This is a genomic window from Herbaspirillum sp. B65, assembly GCF_000333555.1.
GTDB classification, from domain to species: Bacteria; Pseudomonadota; Gammaproteobacteria; order Burkholderiales; family Burkholderiaceae_D; genus Herbaspirillum; species Herbaspirillum rubrisubalbicans.
The window spans coordinates 1-17,842 of the sequence record NZ_BADI01000212.1 but is presented as its reverse complement, the minus strand read 5'-3'; the positions used below and the strand labels follow the sequence as shown (position 1 = coordinate 17,842).

The window sequence follows — 17,842 nt, the reverse complement described above, 5'->3', positions numbered from 1 at the left end:
CCATCACGGACAAGGCGGCGAGTTTGGGCAAGAAGGAAAATTGTTTTTGCATTGCTGTCTCCAAGAGTTACGGGCGTGGCCCGGATTTTTATTCCCGACGGCTGGCCTCTGACGGGATATTGATTACGGCTGGTCACCGTTTTTCTTTATTCAGCGTAAAGCGCGTAACGGATAGTCACCCGGTATTTACGCTGGCGAAACAAAAAGAACGCGCGTGCTATTCCTTGGAGATACTATGCCAGCTTTGTCACTTTTTGTATAGAAAATGTGAAGAGTAAGGGTGTGCCTGTCTGCTTTTGGCAACCGCGTACTGACCTGTGAGTCAGTACGCAGGCGGGTGACAGCCCGAGGGGGCCGCAAGAGTCAATGCAGCCAAGGCCGCATCAGCCACCAAACAGGCGCGCCAGCAAGCCTTGCGAATCGAAGGCGGCACGGCGCAGACGGTCATTGACGCCCTGCCAATCGGCACTGGCGGGCAGGGACTCGACCACGATCAGATCGGCAGCAGCGTGGTCCATCTCGCGCAGGGCGGCATAGAGGTCGTGGGCATAGGCGTCGGCGCTGACCGGCATGGCACGGGTGAGCTCGACACAGGCCGGCACGCTGTCCTGGAATTGGCGGCGGATCAGGGCCACCTTCTGGCCGATCTCGGCCAGCTTGGGCAACACGGTAGGCAATTCTTCGAGGCTGACCTGCACCACCGGGGTATGCGGCGCATAGTGCGCATCGAGGGTGCCCGAGGCCCGCGGCGCAGTGGCATCGGGCGTGGCCAATGGCACACCCAGCACAGCGGCGATGCGGTCCGCGCTGATCTGGCCGGGACGCAGCAATACCGGACCGTGGCTATCGATGCGGGAGAGATCGACGATAGTCGATTCGATGCCCACTTCGCTTTGGCCGCCATCGAGCACGTCATCCAGCGGGCTGTTCTCATCGCTGCCGAATTCCTCGCGCACGTGCGCGGCCGTGGTCGGGCTGACGTGGCCGAACTTGTTGGCCGAGGGCGCGGCAATGCCACCCTTGCCGCCACGGAATTCACGCAGCAGTGCCTGCGCCACCGGATGTGAAGGACAACGCAGGCCCACCGAATCCTGGCCACCGGCCACGGCATCGGGGATGTGCGCGGCGCGCTTCAAGATCAGCGTCAGCGGGCCCGGCCAGAACGAGGCGATCAGGCGACGCGCTTCCACCGGCACCGACGCCGCCCAGTAGCCGATGTCGGCTTCCGGCGAAACGTGCACGATCACCGGATGATTGGCCGGTCGGCCCTTGGCCGCATAGATGGCAGCAATCGCAGCCGGGTTCTCGGCATCGCCACCGAGGCCGTAGACGGTCTCGGTCGGAAAGGCTACCAGCCCGCCCTGCTCCAGCTTGCGTGCCGCGTGCATGATGGCGGCCGCATCGATCGGCGGTGTGGCGGGGCTGCTCTTGTCGTTCATGGCCGGTCCTCTTACAGCGCGATGCCGAGGATGGCGCAGGCCGCTGCCAACTGGCGCTGGGCATCGGCCAGCGTGGCGCCGGTGAAGGTGACGTGGCCCATCTTGCGGCCACGGCGCGCTTCGGCCTTGCCGTACAAGTGCAGGTGCGCACCGGGCAGCGCCAGCACCTGATCCCAGGCCGGTTCGCGCTGGGCATCCGTGCCATCCTCGTACCAGACATCACCCAGGATATTCAACATCACCGTGGGCGAATGCTGGCGCGTATCGCCCAGCGGCAGGCGCGCCATGGCGCGGACCTGTTGTTCGAACTGGCTGGTGACGCAGGCATCGATGGTGTAGTGGCCGCTGTTGTGGGGACGCGGCGCCATCTCGTTGACCACCAGCGCGCCATCTTCCAGCACAAAGAATTCGATGCACAGCACACCCACGTACTGCATCGCGCCGATGATCTGCAAGGCCGCCTGCTGGGCGCGCTCGGCAGCATCGGCCTTGATGTTGGGACCGGGCACGGTGGTGGTGAAGAGGATGCCATCGCGATGCACGTTCTCGGCAATCGGATAGACCACCGCCTGGCCATCATGACCACGCGCCACCAGCACCGAGACTTCATAGGCCAGCGGCAGCATCTTTTCCAGCACGCAGGTCACGCCCTTCATGGCGGCAAAAGCGTTGCGCACCTCTTCCACCGAGCGCACGCGCACCTGGCCCTTGCCGTCGTAACCCATGCGGGCGGTCTTGAGGATGCCCGGCAGCAGATTGGCATCGAGACCGTCGATGTCGGCCTCGCTGTTGATCACCAGGTGCGGCGCCGGCAGCACGCCGGACTGCGCACCGCATTCGGTGAAGAAGGCCTTCTCGGCCGTGCGGTCCTGGGCAATCGACACCCCCGAGGCAGCCGGTGCGACAAAGGTCTGCAATGCCAGCGTCGCCAGGCTCTTGGCCGAGACGTTCTCGAACTCGGTGGTGACCGCTGCGCACAGCGCACCCAGCTCGGCCAGCGCCGCGCCATCGTCATAGGCGGCATTGATCAGGCGATCCGCCACCTGCCCGGCCGGGCAATCGGCGTCGGCTTCCAGCACGGCGACCTTGAAGCCCATGCTCTGCGCCGCATGGGCGAACATGCGACCGAGCTGGCCGCCACCCATCACACCCAGCCAGGTGGCTGGCGTGGTCGAGGGAACGGCGGGACGAAGGGTGGAGGCGGACTGCTGGGTCATACAGGCAACTTCATATCGAGAGCGACTTGCGTCTGGGTCTTGCGGAAGGCTTCCAGCTTTTCAGCCAAAGCCGCGTCGGTGGTGGCCAGCATGGCGATGGCCGAGAGCGCCGCATTGGCGGCGCCGGCTTCACCGATGGCATAGGTGGCCACCGGAATGCCCTTGGGCATTTGCACGATGGACAGCAACGAATCCTCGCCGCGCAGGTACTTGGAAGGCACCGGCACGCCTAGCACCGGCACGATGGTCTTGGCCGCGATCATGCCCGGCAAATGCGCCGCACCACCGGCACCGGCGATGATGGCGCGCAAGCCGCGCGCGCGGGCGCTCTCGGCGTAGGCGAACATCTGGTCCGGCATCCGGTGGGCGGAAATCACCTGGGCTTCGAAGGGCACGCCGAAGTCCTTGAGGATGGCGACCGCATTCTGCATCACCTCCCAGTCCGAGGACGACCCCATGACCACGCCCACCACGGGCTTGACGGTATCGTTCATATCCAGTCCTCTTCAGTCCTTGAGCTTGTTGCCGGTCAGGCGTTCCAGCGCCTCGCGGTACTTGGCGCCGGTCTTTTCGATCACCTCGGCCGGAAGCGCCGGTGCCGGCGGGGTCTTCTGCCAGCCTTCGACGGTTTCCAGGTAGTCGCGCACGAATTGCTTGTCGAAGGACGGTGGCGAGATACCCACTTGGTAGCTGTCTGCCGGCCAGAAGCGCGAGGAGTCGGCGGTCAACACTTCATCCATCAGGTGCAGCACGCCATTGTCATCCAGGCCGAATTCGAACTTGGTGTCGGCGATGATGATGCCGCGGGTGGCGGCGTAGTCGGCGGCTTCCTTGTAGAGCTGGATGGCCACATCACGGATCTTGTGGGCCAATTCGCTGCCGATGCGCTTTTCGGTTTCTTCGAAGCTGATGTTTTCGTCGTGTTCACCCAGGTCGGCCTTGGCGGCTGGGGTGAAGATCGGCTGTTCCAGCTTGGAAGCCTGTTGCAGACCGGCCGGCAGCTGGATGCCGCAGATCGCGCCGGTGGCCTGGTAATCCTTCCAGCCGGAACCGATGATGTAGCCGCGCACCACGGCTTCCACCAGGATCGGCTTCAAGCGCTTGGCCACCACGGCGCGTCCGCGCACCTGCTCCACTTCGGCCGGGCTTACCACGGACTCGGGATCGATACCGGTCAGGTGGTTGGGCACGATATGGCCGAGTTTGTCGAACCAGAAATCGCTCATCTGGTTCAAGACCTTGCCCTTGCCGGGAATCGGTTCATTCATGATGACGTCGAAGGCCGACAGGCGGTCGGTGGTCACGATCAACAGCTTGTCGTCGCCGACGGCATAGTTTTCGCGGACCTTGCCGGTGCCCAGCAGGGGCAGGGAAGTGATCGAGGATTTGTAGAGACTGCTCATGGTGGTCTTCTCGTAAAGTCAAAAACCGGAATCGCCATTTTCAGGGCGATTCCGGTCGGTGGGGCCTTGCGTGCGGCGTAGGCCGTGGAACGCTTGAGCGCTTACTGGACGATCTGTGCCAGTTCGCCGCTCTTGTACTTCTCGGCGATCTTTTCCAGCGAGATCGGCTTGATCTTGCCAGCCTGGCCTTCGCAACCGAAGGACAGGAAACGTGCCTTGCAGACCAGCTTGGCGGCTTCGCGGGCGGGCTTGAGGTAGTCGCGCGGGTCGAACTTGGACGGGTTCTCGAACAGGTAGCGACGGATCGCACCGGTCATGGCCAGGCGGATGTCGGTATCGATGTTGATCTTGCGCACGCCGTGCTTGATGCCTTCCTGGATCTCTTCGACCGGCACGCCGTAAGTTTCCTTCATATCGCCGCCGAACTCGCGGATCTCGGCCAGCAGTTCCTGAGGCACCGAGGAAGAACCGTGCATCACCAGGTGGGTATTGGGGATACGGGCGTGGATTTCCTTGATGCGGTCGATGGCCAGGATGTCGCCGGTGGGCTTGCGCGAGAACTTGTAGGCGCCGTGCGAGGTACCGATGGCGATGGCCAGCGCGTCGCACTGGGTGGCCTTGACGAAGTCGGCGGCCTGGTTCACATCGGTGAGCAGTTGTTCACGGGTCATGGTGCCATCGGCGCCGTGGCCGTCTTCCTTGTCACCCTTCATGGTTTCCAGCGAACCCAGCACGCCCAGTTCGGCTTCCACGGTCACGCCGATGGCGTGCGAGAACTCCACCACCTTGCGCGAGACTTCGACGTTGTACTCGTAGCTGGCCACGGTCTTGCCGTCGGCTTCCAGCGAGCCATCCATCATCACGGAGGAGAAGCCGGACTTGATGGCGGCCATGCACACGGCCGGCGACTGGCCGTGATCCTGGTGCATCACCACCGGGATGTGCGGATAGGCTTCCACCGCCGCCGAGATCAGGTGGCGCAGGAAGGCTTCACCGGCATATTTGCGGGCACCGGCGGAGGCTTGCATGATCACGGGCGCGCCGACTTCGTTGGCAGCTTCCATGATGGCGGTGACCTGCTCCAGGTTGTTGACGTTGAAAGCCGGCAAGCCATAACCGTTTTCGGCGGCGTGGTCCAGCAATTGACGCATGGATACGAGAGGCATGATGAAACTCCAGAACGATGAAAAAATCAGTACTCGCCAACGCGCAGGATCTTCAGCGCATTGGTGCCGCCGACCTGGCCGATGGGCTCGCCCCAGGTCACGACGATCAGGTCACCCTTCTGCACCACGCCTTGCGCCAGCAGCAGATCCTGGGCGCCCTTCAACATGGCTTCGGTGTCGGGCGCCTGCGCCAGTTCCAGCGTATGCACGTTGCGGTACAGGGAAGCCTTGCGGCGCGTGGCGACATTGGGGGTGATCGCAAAGATCGGGATATCGATGTTGTGACGGCTCATCCACAGCGCCGTCGAACCGGATTCGGTGAGCGCGGCAATGGCCTTCACGCGCAGGTGGTGCGCGGTAAACAGTGCGCCATAGGCGATGGACTGGTCCACGCGGGTAAAGCGCAGGTTCAGGAAGTCGGCGTCCAGTTGCACATTGTCGGAACGCTCTGCTTCCAGGCAGATGGCCGACATGGCTTCCACGGTTTCCACCGGATACTTGCCGGAGGCGGTCTCGGCCGAGGTCATGACCGCATCGGTGCCATCCAGCACGGCGTTGGCGACATCGGAGACTTCGGCGCGGGTCGGCACGGCATTGACGATCATCGACTCCATCATCTGGGTCGCGGTGATGGTCAGCTTGTTGGAGGCGCGCGCCATCTTGATCATGCGCTTTTGCAAACCCGGCACGGCGGCGTTGCCCACTTCCACGGCCAGGTCGCCACGGGCCACCATGATGCCGTCGGAGGCGTCCAGGATTTCCTGCAGCAGGGGAATCGCTTCGGCGCGCTCGATCTTGGCGATCATCATCGGCTTGTGGCCGAAAGGTTCACCGGCCACATTGGAGAGCTGGCGCGCCATTTCCATGTCGGTGGCGTTCTTGGGGAAGGACACGGCCACGTAGTCGGCCTGGAAGCTCATGGCGGTCTTGATGTCGTCCATGTCCTTGGCCGTCAGCGCCGGCGCCGACAGGCCACCGCCCTGGCGGTTGATGCCCTTGTTGTTGGACAGTTCGCCACCGATCTTGACCACGGTGTGAATTTCATTGCCCATCACGCGCTCGACCTTGAGCACGATCAGGCCATCGTTGAGCAACAGGATGTCGTTGCCCTTGAGGTCACGCGGCAACGCCTTGTAGTCCAGGCCCACCCGTTCCTGATTACCCATCTGGCAATCGGAATCAAGGATGAACTTGTCGCCGTTGGCCAGCATGATCTTGCCATTCTCGAACTTGCCCACGCGGATCTTGGGGCCTTGCAGGTCGGCCATGATGGCGACCTTCTTGCCGCATTCGTCGGCCACTTCGCGCACCAGGGTGGCGCGGTCGATGTGGTCCTGCGGCTTGCCGTGCGAGAAGTTCAGGCGCACGACGTCAACGCCGGCGCGGATCATGCGGGTCAGGGTTTCACGGTCGCTGGAAGCGGGACCGATGGTGGCGACGATTTTTGTTGCTCTGGACATGAATACCTTCTGGTTGCGACTTGGTCATGGAAGCCCGCTGCCCGGCCCGATGCAGGGCCGATCGGCGGATCGCTTCCGCCCCGAACGCGCGTCTCGGACGCGTTCATCATTGGTGGTACTACAGACTCAGAATTCGGATGGAACAGCCAGGTGCCGCGCCCGGCAACAGGGCACGGCGCCAGTCATGCTTACTGCGCGCGTTGCAGCAGGATCTCGACGGCCGGCAGGGTCTTGCCTTCCAGGAATTCCAGGAAAGCGCCACCACCGGTGGAGATGTAGCCGACCTTGTCGGCGATGTCGTACTTGGCAATGGCGGCCAGGGTGTCGCCACCACCGGCAATGGAGAAGCCCGGCGAGGCGGCGATGGCGCGCGCCAGAGTCTCGGTGCCAGCACCGAACTGGTCGAACTCGAACACGCCCACCGGGCCATTCCAGACGATGGTGCCGGCGCGGCCCAACTGTTCGGCCAAGGCAGCAGCGGTCTGGGGACCGATGTCGAAGATCATGTCGTCGTCGGCCACGTCAGCGGCGGCCTTCACGGTGGCTGCTGCGGTCGGCGAGAATTCCTTGCCCACCACCACGTCGGTGGGGATGGGTACCGAAGCGCCGCGCTTGGCCATCAGCTCGATGATGGCCTTGGCATCCTCCACCAGGTCCGGCTCGGCCAGCGACTTGCCGATCTTCAGGCCGGCGGCCAGCATGAAGGTATTGGCAATGCCACCACCGACGATGAGGTTGTCGACCTTCTCGGCCAGGGTCTTCAAGATGGTCAGCTTGGTAGACACCTTGGAGCCGGCCACGATGGCCACCAGCGGACGGGCCGGCTGGTTCAGGGCTTTACCCAGGGCGTCCAGCTCGGCCGCCAGCAGCGGGCCGGCACAGGCGATGGGCGCGAACTTGGCCACGCCATAGGTGGTGGCTTCGGCGCGGTGTGCGGTACCGAAGGCGTCGTTGACGTAGATATCGCAGAGCTTGGCGATCTTTTGCGCCAGCTCATCACTGTTCTTCTTTTCGCCCTTGTTCAGGCGGCAATTTTCCAGCAGCACGACCTGGCCGGGTTGCACCTCCACACCGTCCACCCAGTTGGCCACCAGCTTGACTTCGCTGCCCAGCAGCTCGGACAGGCGCTTGGCTACCGGGGCCAGGGAATCCTCGGGCTTGAACTCGCCTTCGGTGGGGCGGCCCAGGTGGGAAGTCACCATCACTGCAGCGCCTGCCTGCTGGGCATCGCGAATGGCCGGCACCGAGGCGCGGATGCGGGTATCTTCGGTGATATTGCCGGCATCATCCTGCGGCACGTTCAGATCGGCACGGATGAAGACGCGTTTGCCTTGCAATTGCTTGGCAGAAATCAGATCGCTCAGTCGGTTGAATTTCATAGCTAGGAATTCGAAGAAGGGGGCGAAAAACGCCGTATTTTACTCCAGCCTGACCTGCTCCTGACGCCTTTTTGGCTGCTTCAACAACATCCAGGCGAGGCCGGCAGCTCTGCAATAAGCTTCACAAGACAGCGTCCCACGGTGTAAAGAGTGACATTCTTGCCACATTAGTTCCCCACAAGTTGCAGAAGCAGGAAAGTTCTTGCTCTCGTGAATCCGCTAAAATGGAGCTCTTTGCCCAGTTCGCTCATCGTTATCTTAGCGACAACTGGGCTGCCCACCGGGCATTCCACATTCTGCAATCACTGCACAGGGAGACCACCATGTCCATGGCTGACCGCGACGGCAAGATCTGGAAGGACGGCGCGTTGATCGACTGGCGCGACGCCACCGTCCACGTACTGACCCACACCCTGCACTACGGCATGGGCGTCTTCGAGGGCGTGCGCGCCTACAAGACGCCGGAAGGCACGGCCATCTTCCGCCTGAAGGAACATACCCAGCGCCTGTTCAACTCGGCCAAGATCTTCCAGATGGAAGTGCCGTTCGACCAAGCCACCCTGGCCGAGGCGCAGCGCCAGGTGGTGCGCGAAAACAAGCTGGAATCCTGCTACATCCGCCCGCTGATCTGGATCGGCTCGGAAAAGCTGGGCGTGTCCGCCAAGGGCAACCAGATCCACGTGGCCATCGCCGCCTGGCCGTGGGGCGCCTACCTGGGCGAGGATGGCATCAACAAGGGCATCCGCGTGAAGACTTCTTCCTTCACCCGGCACCACGTCAATGTGTCGCTGGTGCGCGCCAAGGCCTGCGGTTACTACATCAATTCCATCCTGGCCAACCAGGAAGCGCTGGCCGATGGCTACGATGAAGCCCTGCTGCTGGACACCGAAGGCTATGTCTCCGAAGGCTCGGGGGAAAATGTCTTCATCGTCAAGAACGGCAAGATCTATACTCCCGACCTGGCCTCCTGCCTGGATGGCATCACCCGCGACGCCGTGCTGACCATGGCGCGAGACCTGGGCATCGAGGTCATCGAAAAGCGTATCACCCGCGATGAAATGTATTGCGCCGATGAAGCTTTCTTCACCGGCACCGCGGCCGAGGTCACCCCGATCCGCGAACTGGATCGCCGCGTCATCGGCAATGGCGCTCGCGGCCCCATCACCGAGAAGCTGCAGAGCCTGTTCTTCGACGTGGTCTCGGGCCGGGCGCCGCAGTACCGGCACTGGCTCACGCTGGTGTAAGGCCTAGCCCCTTCAGTCATTCAATGAGTCAGTCTTTAGTCGTTAGTCAATTGCAAGCAACGGAGAACAAGATGAGCCAAGCTCAAGCATCGCAGGGCGTGATCCTGCTCGAAGGCAAGGATTTGCCGGCCCACTGCCCCAACCCCAGCATGACCGCCTGGAACTCGCACCCGCGCGTGTTCCTGGAACTGGATGCCCATGGCGCAGCCAAATGTCCTTACTGCGGCACCCAGTACCAGTTGAAACCCGGTACCGTGGTCAAGGGCCACTGAATCCAGGTTTCGCACCAGACACGAGAGGGCCCACAAGGCCCTCTTTTCATCTGATCCGGAGATTGTCATGCCTCGCAACAAACTGATCCATGGCTCGCCTGATGAAATCGAAGCCGCCTACTACGACGCCCTGGCCCGCGCCGACCTGGAAGCCTTGATGGACCTGTGGGCCGATGATGAAGAAGTGGTCTGCATCCATCCCGGCGCCCAACGCCTGGTCGGTCATGCCGAGATCCGCGCCGTGTGGGAAGACATCCTCTCCAACGGCGGCCTGCACATCCGCCCGCGCCAGTTGCATGTGACGCAGAACATGATGACCGCCGTGCATAGCGTGGTCGAAGAAATCGAACACGGCAGCCAGGACCAACCGGAGGTGCACGTCATCGCCACCAACGTCTATCTCAAGACCACCCTGGGCTGGCGCATGGTGATGCACCATGCCTCGGTGGCGCCCGGTGCGGCGCCGGCAGAGGCGGTGATCAGCGGGGCCATGCTGCATTGATGGCAGGCTTTTGATTTATCCACAGGCTAGGCTGCACCATGCTTTACATCCCGCCCCGCTGGCTTCCCGGGGGCCATCTCCAGACCATCTACCCATCCACCTGCCTGCCCAAGCCGGAGCTCGCCTATCGCCGCGAACGCTGGGAGGCGCCCGATGGCGACTTCATCGATATCGACTTCGTCGATGGCCAGCCGGGACGGCCGCTGCTGGTGCTGTTCCACGGCCTGGAAGGTTCTTCCGACAGCCACTACAGCCGTGCGCTCATGGCCGAGGTGCAGCGGCGGGGCTGGCATGGGGCGATACCGCATTTCCGGGGCTGCTCGGGCGAGATCAACCTGGCCCCGCGCTTCTATCATTCGGGCGACAGCGCCGAGCTGGACTGGATCATCCGTCGCCTCAAGCTGCGCCAGCAAGACCTGGCAGCCACCCACCTGTATGCCTGCGGCGTCTCGCTGGGCGCCAATGCACTGCTGCGCTGGCTGGGCGAATCGCAGCATGAGGCCGAGATCGTGGACGCCGCCTGTGCGGTCTCGGCGCCGCTGGACCTGGCCGGCGGCGGCACGGCGCTGGCGTCGGGTTTCAACCGGCTCTATACCTGGGTGTTCTTGCGCACCCTGCGCCCCAAGTGCCTGGCCAAGCTGGAGCAGTTTCCGGGCCTGTTCGACCGCGACGCGCTGCTGGCAGCGCGCGACCTGTACGCCTTCGACAACGTGGTCACCGCGCCCCTGCACGGCTATCGCAATACCGACGACTACTGGGACCGCGCCAGCGCCAAGCACATCCTGCATGACATCAGCGTGCCCACGCTGGTCTTGAATGCCCAGAACGACCCCTTCCTGCCGGCACGCCACCTGCCGCGCTCGGCGGCCCCCGAGGTGGTGCTGGAGTATCCCGCACAAGGCGGTCACGTGGGCTTTGCCGCCGGCGGCCCACCGGGCAGCCTGGAGTGGCTGCCGCGCCGCCTGCTGCACTTCCTGGAAGGGCGCACCGAAAGTAGCTTCGTGGCGCAACCGGAGTTGGCCCATGGATGAGATCGTGCGCCAGGCCATGGCCCGCTGGCCCAATGTACCGCACTGCTTCGGCTGGCTGCGCCTGGATGCGCGTGGCCTGTGGCGGATGCGCGATGAACGCGCCCAGCAACTTGAACTCCCGGGCGACCCGATCCGCCATCCCGCCCTGCTGGCCTTCATCGACCGCAATTACGGCTGTGATGACGCTGGTCGCTGGTATTTCCAGAACGGGCCGCAACGGGTGTATGTGGACCTGGAATGGATGCCGCACATCCTGCGCACCCAGCCGGATGGGCAAGGCGGGCTGGCGCTGGTGCTGCATACCGGTGCCACGCTGGAGGCCGTCGAGGCGGCCTGGATGGATGAGGCAGGCCGGCTCTACTTGCGCGCCGGTGGGGTCACCGCTGGCGTGGATGACCGCGACCTGGCCCATCTGCTGCCCTGCCTGCAGACCGCTGGGGCGGCCGATGAAGAAGCATTGCTGCGCTGGCTGGAAGGGGCCGGCAATGTTGCACTCAACTTCACCTACGCCGGCCGGGCATTGCCGCTCAAGCGCATCGCTGCGGCAGAGCTGGAAAAAATCTTCACTTTCGTCGCCAATCCACGCGAGCCGTGAAGGATAGGCATCGGGCGCCTGCGGATCAGCCGCGGTCCTTGTCGTCCTTCTGCTCATCCTTCCAGCGCGCCTTCCACTCGCGCTCGCGCGCATCGATCTGCGACTGGTCGTAGAAGGTGGCGTCGGGTGCCTTGCGGGCAATCCCCAACTGATCGATGGCGGCCAACAGGCTGCCGTTCAAGGCATAGGATTCGGCCAGCGCCATGTGCTGCAACGCCTGCTTGCCCTGGGCCGCATAGGCCTTGGCCAGCAATTGCTGCACCTGGGCGTCGGCGCGGTAGAGCTGGGCCTGGTCGCGCAGGTAGGCCACCGCTTCGTCGAGTCGGTTGGCGGCCATCAAGGCATCGGCATATTGCCGCGCAATGGTGCGCGAGATGGGGAATTGCTGGCGCAGCGTCGTGGCCAGTTGCAGCGCCTGCTGCGACTGCTTGCGGGCGATACGGATGTCGATATCGAGACTGCCGAACAGGATGCCGGTCTTCATCGGGATAGCCGCTTCCTGGGCTTCCTTGAGGGCCGTTTCGGCCTGCTCGAACTTGTTCTGGCGATAGTAGGTGTAGGCCAGCCCATACTTGGCGGCGGCCGTCATGAGCTTGGTATTCTGGCGCGCCTGGTCGATGAACTTGGCGGCACTGTCGCGCAATCCTTGCACGCTGTCGTTCTGCAAGACCTGGGTGCGCGCACGCACCAGCTGGAATTCGGGATTGTCCACCCGCTGCTTGTAGCGCTGGTCGCGGATGCGCGCCTGGATGTCGGCGATGCGCTCAGTGGTCAGCGGGTGCGTCATCAGGTAAGGCGGCACGACATCGCTGTAGTTGCGCGAGGCCGCTTGCAGGCGACCAAAGAAAGTCACCATGCCGGACGGGTCGAAACCGCCATCGCTCATGATCTGGAAACCGATGCGGTCGGCCTCGCGCTCGGCATCGCGGCTGAAGTTGAGCTGGCGCTGCACGGCCAGGCCGGTACCGCCCATCATGGTGGCCATGGCGGCGTCGCCACCGGCCTTGGAAATTCCGGCCAGCGCACCCAGCACGATGGCCGCCAGCTGGATCATCGAATTCTGCTTTTGCTGGCCCAACATGCGCGCGATGTGGCGCTGGGCCACGTGCCCGATTTCGTGCGACATCACCCCGGCCAGCTCGGACTCCGACTGTGCCGCCAGCACCAGCCCGCTATTGACGCCGATGAAGCCGCCCGGCAAGGCGAAGGCGTTGAGCATGGGGTCGCGCACCATGAAGAACTGGAAATCGAAGCCAGCCTCGCCGCGCACTTCGGGATGCAGCGAGACCAGGTGCTGGCCGAAATTGTTGAGGTATTCGGAGACGGGACCATCATCGACATAGTCGCGGTCGGAGCGGATGTCGCGCATGATTTCCTCGCCCAGCTTGCGCTCCATTAAAGGCGAAAGGCCCTCGCGCTCGGTATCGCCCAGCGTCGGCAAGCCCTGCGCTAGGCCGGGATGCGGCAGCAGCGTCAGCGGTACGGCCGGCAAGAGCAGCAAGGCGGCCCCCAGGGTACGCGCCAGCAGCCGGCGTAGCGGCAGGAAGGCGCGGCGCGAGACAGCGGAAAAGACAGCAGAAACGATTCGTGGCATGGACCGGTTCGGTAATGGCAGGCAAGACAGTGAAGCAGCGCAGGCTGCGGGCTGCCTGCTATGATACCCGCTCCTTTCCCTTCATTTCACTAGCAGCGCAGACCATGACGATATCCGGCGACCACGCGCCCAACGGCGGCCTCACTCATTTCGACCAGGGCGGACAGGCACACATGGTCGACGTCGGCGGCAAGAACCAAACCCACCGCGTGGCCCTGGCTACAGGCGTGATCCGAATGCAGCCGGCCACGCTGGCCATCATCGAGTCCGGCACCGCCAAGAAGGGCGACGTCCTGGGCATCGCCCGCATCGCCGCCATCATGGCGGCCAAGCGCACGGGCGAGCTGATCCCGCTGTGCCATCCGCTGGCCTTGACGCACGTTTCGGTGGAGTTCGAGACCGATGCCGCCAGTGCTTCGGTGCGCTGTACCGCACGGGTGGAAACCTACGGCAAGACCGGGGTGGAGATGGAAGCGCTGACCGCTGTGCAGGTGGGCTTGCTGACGGTCTATGACATGTGCAAGGCGGTCGACAAGAGCATGGTCATGACCGATATCTGCGTCACCGAAAAGCGCGGCGGCAAGAGCGATATCAGCATGGCGCGGCCTTAGGTCAGATGCGTCCGACCAGAGGTCATGAAAAACGCGCCCGAGGGCGCGTTTCCAGGTTGATGACGAACCCCGTGTATTCGAACACGGGGTTTTGTTTTTCAGGCGCAGGTAATTTGCAGATGGTCGATGGCGCAGAAGCCAAGTAAGGCGCTCATTTTTCTCTGTAGCCACTTTAGTACGCTGGCAGAGGCGCTCAAGCCGTGTAAAAGCGCGCGCAAGCGCGCCACCAGCAGGGCAATCTTCTTCATGTTCTGGGCCGCCGCCGCCAACAAGCATTGCTCGGCGACCTTGCGCAATCCCCGCATACGGGCATAACGATGTCCGTGCAATTGCTTGGCGTCGGCGAAGCTGCGTTCTACCGTTTCCTTGCGTCTGGCATAGATGCGCTTGCCCCATTCGGTACGACGCCGATCATCCACCTTCTCCTTGGAACGCTCCCACACATGGCGCGTGACCACCTTGACCGCATTGGCGCTATTGGTGCATTGCTCGCGTACCTTGCAGCCTCGGCATTGCTCAGGCTTGGATTTGTATTCCCGATACCCCAGTTGATTGGTCGTGCTGTAGCGCAAGGGCTGACCCTGCGGGCAGATGTATTCGTCACGGTAAGCATCGTACTCATACGCCCGTTTAAAGAATGTCCCTGGCTTGTGGTTGGGTGTGCGGTAGCCCATCACGCCGCTGATCTCGCGATTCTCCAGTCCCTGGCAGACGGCCGGTGTGAAGTAGCCCGCATCCAGGCCAACGGCCTGCACATCAAATCCGAACGCTTTGCGCTGCCGGTCCAGGCGCGCCAGATAAGGCTGACTGTCATGCACCGAGGCGGGCGTGACATGGGTATCGGTAATGATGGAATGCTTGGCATCGACGGTGCGGTGATCCAGGTAGAAGAAGCCCTTGGGCTTGTCGTCGCGCACCATGTAGCCGCTCTCGGGATCGGTGCGACTGACCTTGATCTCTTTGGTGGGCGGCTCATCATCATCGTCACGCTTGAGCGGATTCTTGCCATGCTCGGCACGGTCGATATCCACAGCGGCATCCAGTTCGGCCAGATAGGCCGAGGGTGTCTGGGTAACTTGAACGTAGTCGAACTTGTTCTTGTTGGCGTTGGCCTTGAGGTGGGTGCTGTCGCTGTAGAGCACGCGGCCATCGACCATGCCGCGTCCAATGGCCTGGCGCACGATCTCGTCGAAGATCTCTTGATAGACGGTGGTATCAATGAAGCGGCGGCGCCGGTTCTGGGAGAAGGTGGAGGAGTCCGGTACCTTGTCGGTCAGACGGAATCCGGCAAACCAGCGATAGGCCACATTGACCTGGACCTCGCGGATGAGCTGGCGCTCGCTGCGGATACCGAAGAGGTAGCCGATGAACAAGAGCTTGAAGAGTATCACCGGGTCCAGTGCCGGGCGGCCATTGTCGGCGCAATACAGATGCGCCACCTTCTCGCGGATGAACTCGAAATCCACCGCCGCGTCGATCTTGCGCAGCAGATGGTCCTTGGGCACGAGCATCTCGATGGTCACCATCTCTAACTCATGCTGGGCGGCTGTCGGTTTTTTGAGCATGTCCGATTAAACAACAAAGCCTTGGCTTTCGCCAAGGCTTTGTCATCAATCTGAAAACGCGCCCGAGGGCGCGTTTCGTTTTTCTTCATCTACGCTATGCCAGCGATTCAGCCACGGCAATTGGCCGGCGCAAACTTGGCCGGCAGCGTGCCGGCGACGAAGCCGGTGTTGGGCGTAGCGCCTTCGGGCGTGGCAGCCTGCTTCACATCCTTGGCCGCGCATTGCCACTGGATGGTGCCGGAGGCGATGGTAGGGGTCAGCGTCAAGCTGCCGCCGTCACCCACGCGCGGGCCATAGGTGATGGTGATGACGCCACCGACGCCACGCTTTTCCATCGGCGAGACTTCGATCTTGCTGACGTTGTCGGTCGGCGTGAAAGCCGGCAAGCCGAGTTGCGCCACGGTGAAAACGCCATTGTTGGAGCTGATCTGCTCGGTCACGGCGAGCTTATAGGGCTCGGCCAGGTTGAAGCCTTCCGAGACGCGCGCCCGGACGATGTAGTCCTGGTACTGCGAAGCGCCCAGCATGGCCAGGATGCCGATGACGGCCAGCGTGACCATCAGTTCGAGCAGGGTGAAGCCTTGTTGGGCGCGGCGGGAGACGACTGCTTTCATGGAATCCTCGTAAAAAATAAAAGGGCGTTGCCAGTATCGGCAGCGCCGGCAATGCGTACCAGCGAATAAATTGCAAAACTAGCAGGTTTGTCGGGCCCTGGCGCTGATATGCCTCAACCACCGACTAGGGCAGCGGCTTATGCTGCTGCTCGGCTTTCCTGCGCTTGAGCGTAAGCCCAGTCAACACCACCCCCAGTGCACCGACCAGGCCCGGCAGGCTCAGGTGAACCCCGGCACCGGGCAGGATGAATTCGGTATTGGCGATGAAGTACTCCAACCTGGCCTGTACGGCCGTATCGCTGAAGATCATGCCACCGGCGATATAACCCAACAAGGCCGCACCCAGGGTGACGATGACCGGGAATTTCTCCATCAACTTCAATACCAGCGTGCTGCCCCAGACGATGATGGGGATGCTGACCACGATGCCGAACACCACCAGCAACAATTGATGCTCGCCAGCGGCTTGGTCAGCTGCACTGGCGATGGCGATCACATTGTCGAGGCTCATCACCAGGTCGGCCACGATGACGGTCTTGACGGCGCCCCACAGACGGTCGCTGCCATTGATGTCGGTATGTTCGTCCTCTTCATTGAGCAGCGCGATGCCGATCCACAGCAGCAGGATGCCGCCCACCAGCTTCAGGTAGGGCAATTGCAGCATGGTCACGGCAAAGGCGATCAAGGCAATGCGGATGGCAATGGCCCCCACGGTACCCCAGACGATGCCCTTCATGCGCAGCTTGTCGGGCAGGTTGCGACAGGCCAGCGCGATGACGATGGCATTGTCGCCGCCGAGCAGGATGTCGATCAGGATGATCTGCGCCACCGCCACCCAGTTCAGGTTGGTCAGCAATTCCATTCATGTCCTCCAGGAAAACAGCGCCTCTGGTCGGGCGCATGGCTGGATGACCGCGTCGTGCGCGATTAGTGCCTTGCCCATCAAGGCAGGCCACCCTAAAAGACATGGGGAGCCGAAGCTCCCCATGCTGGTGCTACCTGGTCTTGCGTGTACGGCAGGTCGGGCTGGGCTTGCCTTGCGGGCAAGCCATCGGCGCTCTTACAGCACCGACTTCAGCAGGCGACCCATTTCGGACGGGTTGCGGGTGACCTTGATGCCGCACTCTTCCATGATGGCCAGCTTGGCTTCGGCAGTGTCGGCACCGCCGGAGATCAGGGCACCTGCGTGGCCCATGCGCTTGCCCGGGGGCGCGGTCACACCGGCGATGAAGCCAACCACCGGCTTCTTCATGTTGTCCTTGATCCAACGGGCGGCGTTGGCTTCGTCAGGACCGCCGATTTCACCGATCATGATGACGGCGTCGGTGTCCGGATCGTCGTTGAAGGCCTTCATGACGTCGATGTGCTTCAGACCGTTGATCGGGTCGCCACCGATACCGACGGCGGAGGACTGGCCCAGGCCCAGGGCGGTCAGCTGGCCCACGGCTTCATAGGTCAGGGTGCCCGAGCGGGAGACCACGCCGATGCGGCCCTTCTTGTGGATGTGGCCGGGCATGATGCCGATCTTGATTTCGTCCGGGGTGATCAGGCCGGGGCAGTTCGGGCCCAGCAGCAGGGTCTTGGAACCGGCCTTGGCCATGCGGTCCTTCAGGGCCAGCATGTCACGCACGGGGATGCCTTCGGTGATGCAGATGGCCAGATCCAGCTCGGCTTCGACGGCTTCCCAGATGGCGGCAGCAGCGCCGGCGGGCGGCACGTAGATCACCGAGACGGGGCGCCGGGGCGTCTG

19 protein-coding genes are annotated in these 17,842 nt (G+C 62.9%); 7 read left to right on the top strand and 12 right to left on the bottom strand.

The features are described 5' to 3' along the window. Positions 1-278: hypothetical protein (locus I5W_RS32765; RefSeq protein ID WP_217284439.1), on the top strand; the 278-nt coding region annotated here is incomplete at its 5' end. Positions 279-383: 105 nt separating this feature from the next. On the opposite strand, the gene I5W_RS05420 is transcribed toward I5W_RS32765, so the two are convergent. The 7 genes from I5W_RS05420 to I5W_RS05390 form a co-directional block, all read right to left on the bottom strand. Further along, positions 384-1,439, bottom strand: a complete 1,056-nt coding sequence (locus tag I5W_RS05420; protein WP_044528476.1) for an L-threonylcarbamoyladenylate synthase — start codon at positions 1,437-1,439, stop codon at positions 384-386. An 11-nt stretch (positions 1,440-1,450) separates the two neighbouring features. Next, positions 1,451-2,656 carry a 5-(carboxyamino)imidazole ribonucleotide synthase gene (locus tag I5W_RS05415; RefSeq protein ID WP_044528475.1) on the bottom strand — a complete coding sequence of 402 codons (1,206 nt, stop codon included), beginning with the start codon at positions 2,654-2,656 and terminating at the stop codon, positions 1,451-1,453. Beyond that, on the bottom strand, positions 2,653-3,150 hold the full coding sequence (gene purE / locus I5W_RS05410; protein WP_044528474.1) for a 5-(carboxyamino)imidazole ribonucleotide mutase: 498 nt from the start codon (positions 3,148-3,150) through the stop codon (positions 2,653-2,655). The genes I5W_RS05415 and purE overlap by 4 nt, the downstream gene beginning before the upstream one ends. A gap of 12 nt (positions 3,151-3,162) precedes the next feature. Then, positions 3,163-4,059, bottom strand: coding sequence for a phosphoribosylaminoimidazolesuccinocarboxamide synthase (locus I5W_RS05405; RefSeq protein ID WP_044528473.1), 897 nt, complete (start codon positions 4,057-4,059; stop codon positions 3,163-3,165). A 101-nt stretch (positions 4,060-4,160) separates the two neighbouring features. Beyond that, positions 4,161-5,225, bottom strand: a complete 1,065-nt coding sequence (gene fba, locus I5W_RS05400; protein WP_013232709.1) for a class II fructose-bisphosphate aldolase — start codon at positions 5,223-5,225, stop codon at positions 4,161-4,163. 26 nt (positions 5,226-5,251) lie between these two features. Continuing rightward, the gene (pyk, locus tag I5W_RS05395) at positions 5,252-6,685 is read right to left on the bottom strand and encodes a pyruvate kinase (protein ID WP_017451504.1); all 1,434 of its coding nucleotides are present in this window, start codon (positions 6,683-6,685) and stop codon (positions 5,252-5,254) included. Positions 6,686-6,873: 188 nt separating this feature from the next. After that, entirely contained in the window at positions 6,874-8,064 is a 1,191-nt protein-coding gene (locus I5W_RS05390; RefSeq protein WP_044528472.1) for a phosphoglycerate kinase, read from the bottom strand. 323 nt (positions 8,065-8,387) lie between these two features. Here I5W_RS05390 and I5W_RS05385 point away from each other — a divergent pair, with 323 nt between their 5' ends. The 5 genes from I5W_RS05385 (at position 8,388) to I5W_RS05365 (ending at position 11,708) form a co-directional block, all read left to right on the top strand. After that, the gene (locus I5W_RS05385) at positions 8,388-9,308 is read left to right on the top strand and encodes a branched-chain amino acid transaminase (protein WP_044528478.1); all 921 of its coding nucleotides are present in this window, start codon (positions 8,388-8,390) and stop codon (positions 9,306-9,308) included. Positions 9,309-9,379: 71 nt separating this feature from the next. Then, on the top strand, positions 9,380-9,580 hold the full coding sequence (locus tag I5W_RS05380; protein ID WP_017451507.1) for a zinc-finger domain-containing protein: 201 nt from the start codon (positions 9,380-9,382) through the stop codon (positions 9,578-9,580). 67 nt (positions 9,581-9,647) lie between these two features. Next, the gene (locus I5W_RS05375; protein ID WP_044528471.1) at positions 9,648-10,082 is read left to right on the top strand and encodes a YybH family protein; all 435 of its coding nucleotides are present in this window, start codon (positions 9,648-9,650) and stop codon (positions 10,080-10,082) included. 38 nt (positions 10,083-10,120) lie between these two features. Next, positions 10,121-11,113, top strand: a complete 993-nt coding sequence (locus I5W_RS05370; RefSeq protein WP_044528470.1) for a YheT family hydrolase — start codon at positions 10,121-10,123, stop codon at positions 11,111-11,113. After that, positions 11,106-11,708, top strand: coding sequence for a DUF2946 family protein (locus I5W_RS05365; RefSeq protein WP_044528469.1), 603 nt, complete (start codon positions 11,106-11,108; stop codon positions 11,706-11,708). The genes I5W_RS05370 and I5W_RS05365 overlap by 8 nt, the downstream gene beginning before the upstream one ends. Positions 11,709-11,733: 25 nt before the next feature. Here the strand turns inward: I5W_RS05365 and I5W_RS05360 are convergent, their stop codons facing one another. Continuing rightward, complete coding sequence (locus I5W_RS05360; RefSeq protein ID WP_017451511.1) at positions 11,734-13,302, bottom strand: M48 family metalloprotease; 1,569 nt, start codon at positions 13,300-13,302, stop codon at positions 11,734-11,736. Positions 13,303-13,406: 104 nt separating this feature from the next. Between I5W_RS05360 and moaC the strand changes: the two genes are divergently transcribed. After that, positions 13,407-13,913 (top strand): cyclic pyranopterin monophosphate synthase MoaC, encoded by a 507-nt coding sequence (gene moaC / locus I5W_RS05355; RefSeq protein WP_044528477.1) that lies wholly within the window; start codon positions 13,407-13,409, stop codon positions 13,911-13,913. 98 nt (positions 13,914-14,011) lie between these two features. On the opposite strand, the gene I5W_RS05350 is transcribed toward moaC, so the two are convergent. The 4 genes from I5W_RS05350 to sucD form a co-directional block, all read right to left on the bottom strand. Then, entirely contained in the window at positions 14,012-15,478 is a 1,467-nt protein-coding gene (locus tag I5W_RS05350; RefSeq protein WP_044528468.1) for an IS1182 family transposase, read from the bottom strand. 107 nt (positions 15,479-15,585) lie between these two features. Beyond that, complete coding sequence (locus I5W_RS05345; protein ID WP_017451513.1) at positions 15,586-16,092, bottom strand: pilin; 507 nt, start codon at positions 16,090-16,092, stop codon at positions 15,586-15,588. Between the two features lie 124 nt (positions 16,093-16,216). Then, on the bottom strand, positions 16,217-16,954 hold the full coding sequence (locus I5W_RS05340; RefSeq protein WP_017451514.1) for a TerC family protein: 738 nt from the start codon (positions 16,952-16,954) through the stop codon (positions 16,217-16,219). A gap of 198 nt (positions 16,955-17,152) precedes the next feature. Beyond that, on the bottom strand, positions 17,153-17,842 hold a 690-nt coding region (gene sucD, locus I5W_RS05335), incomplete at its 5' end, for a succinate--CoA ligase subunit alpha (protein WP_044528467.1).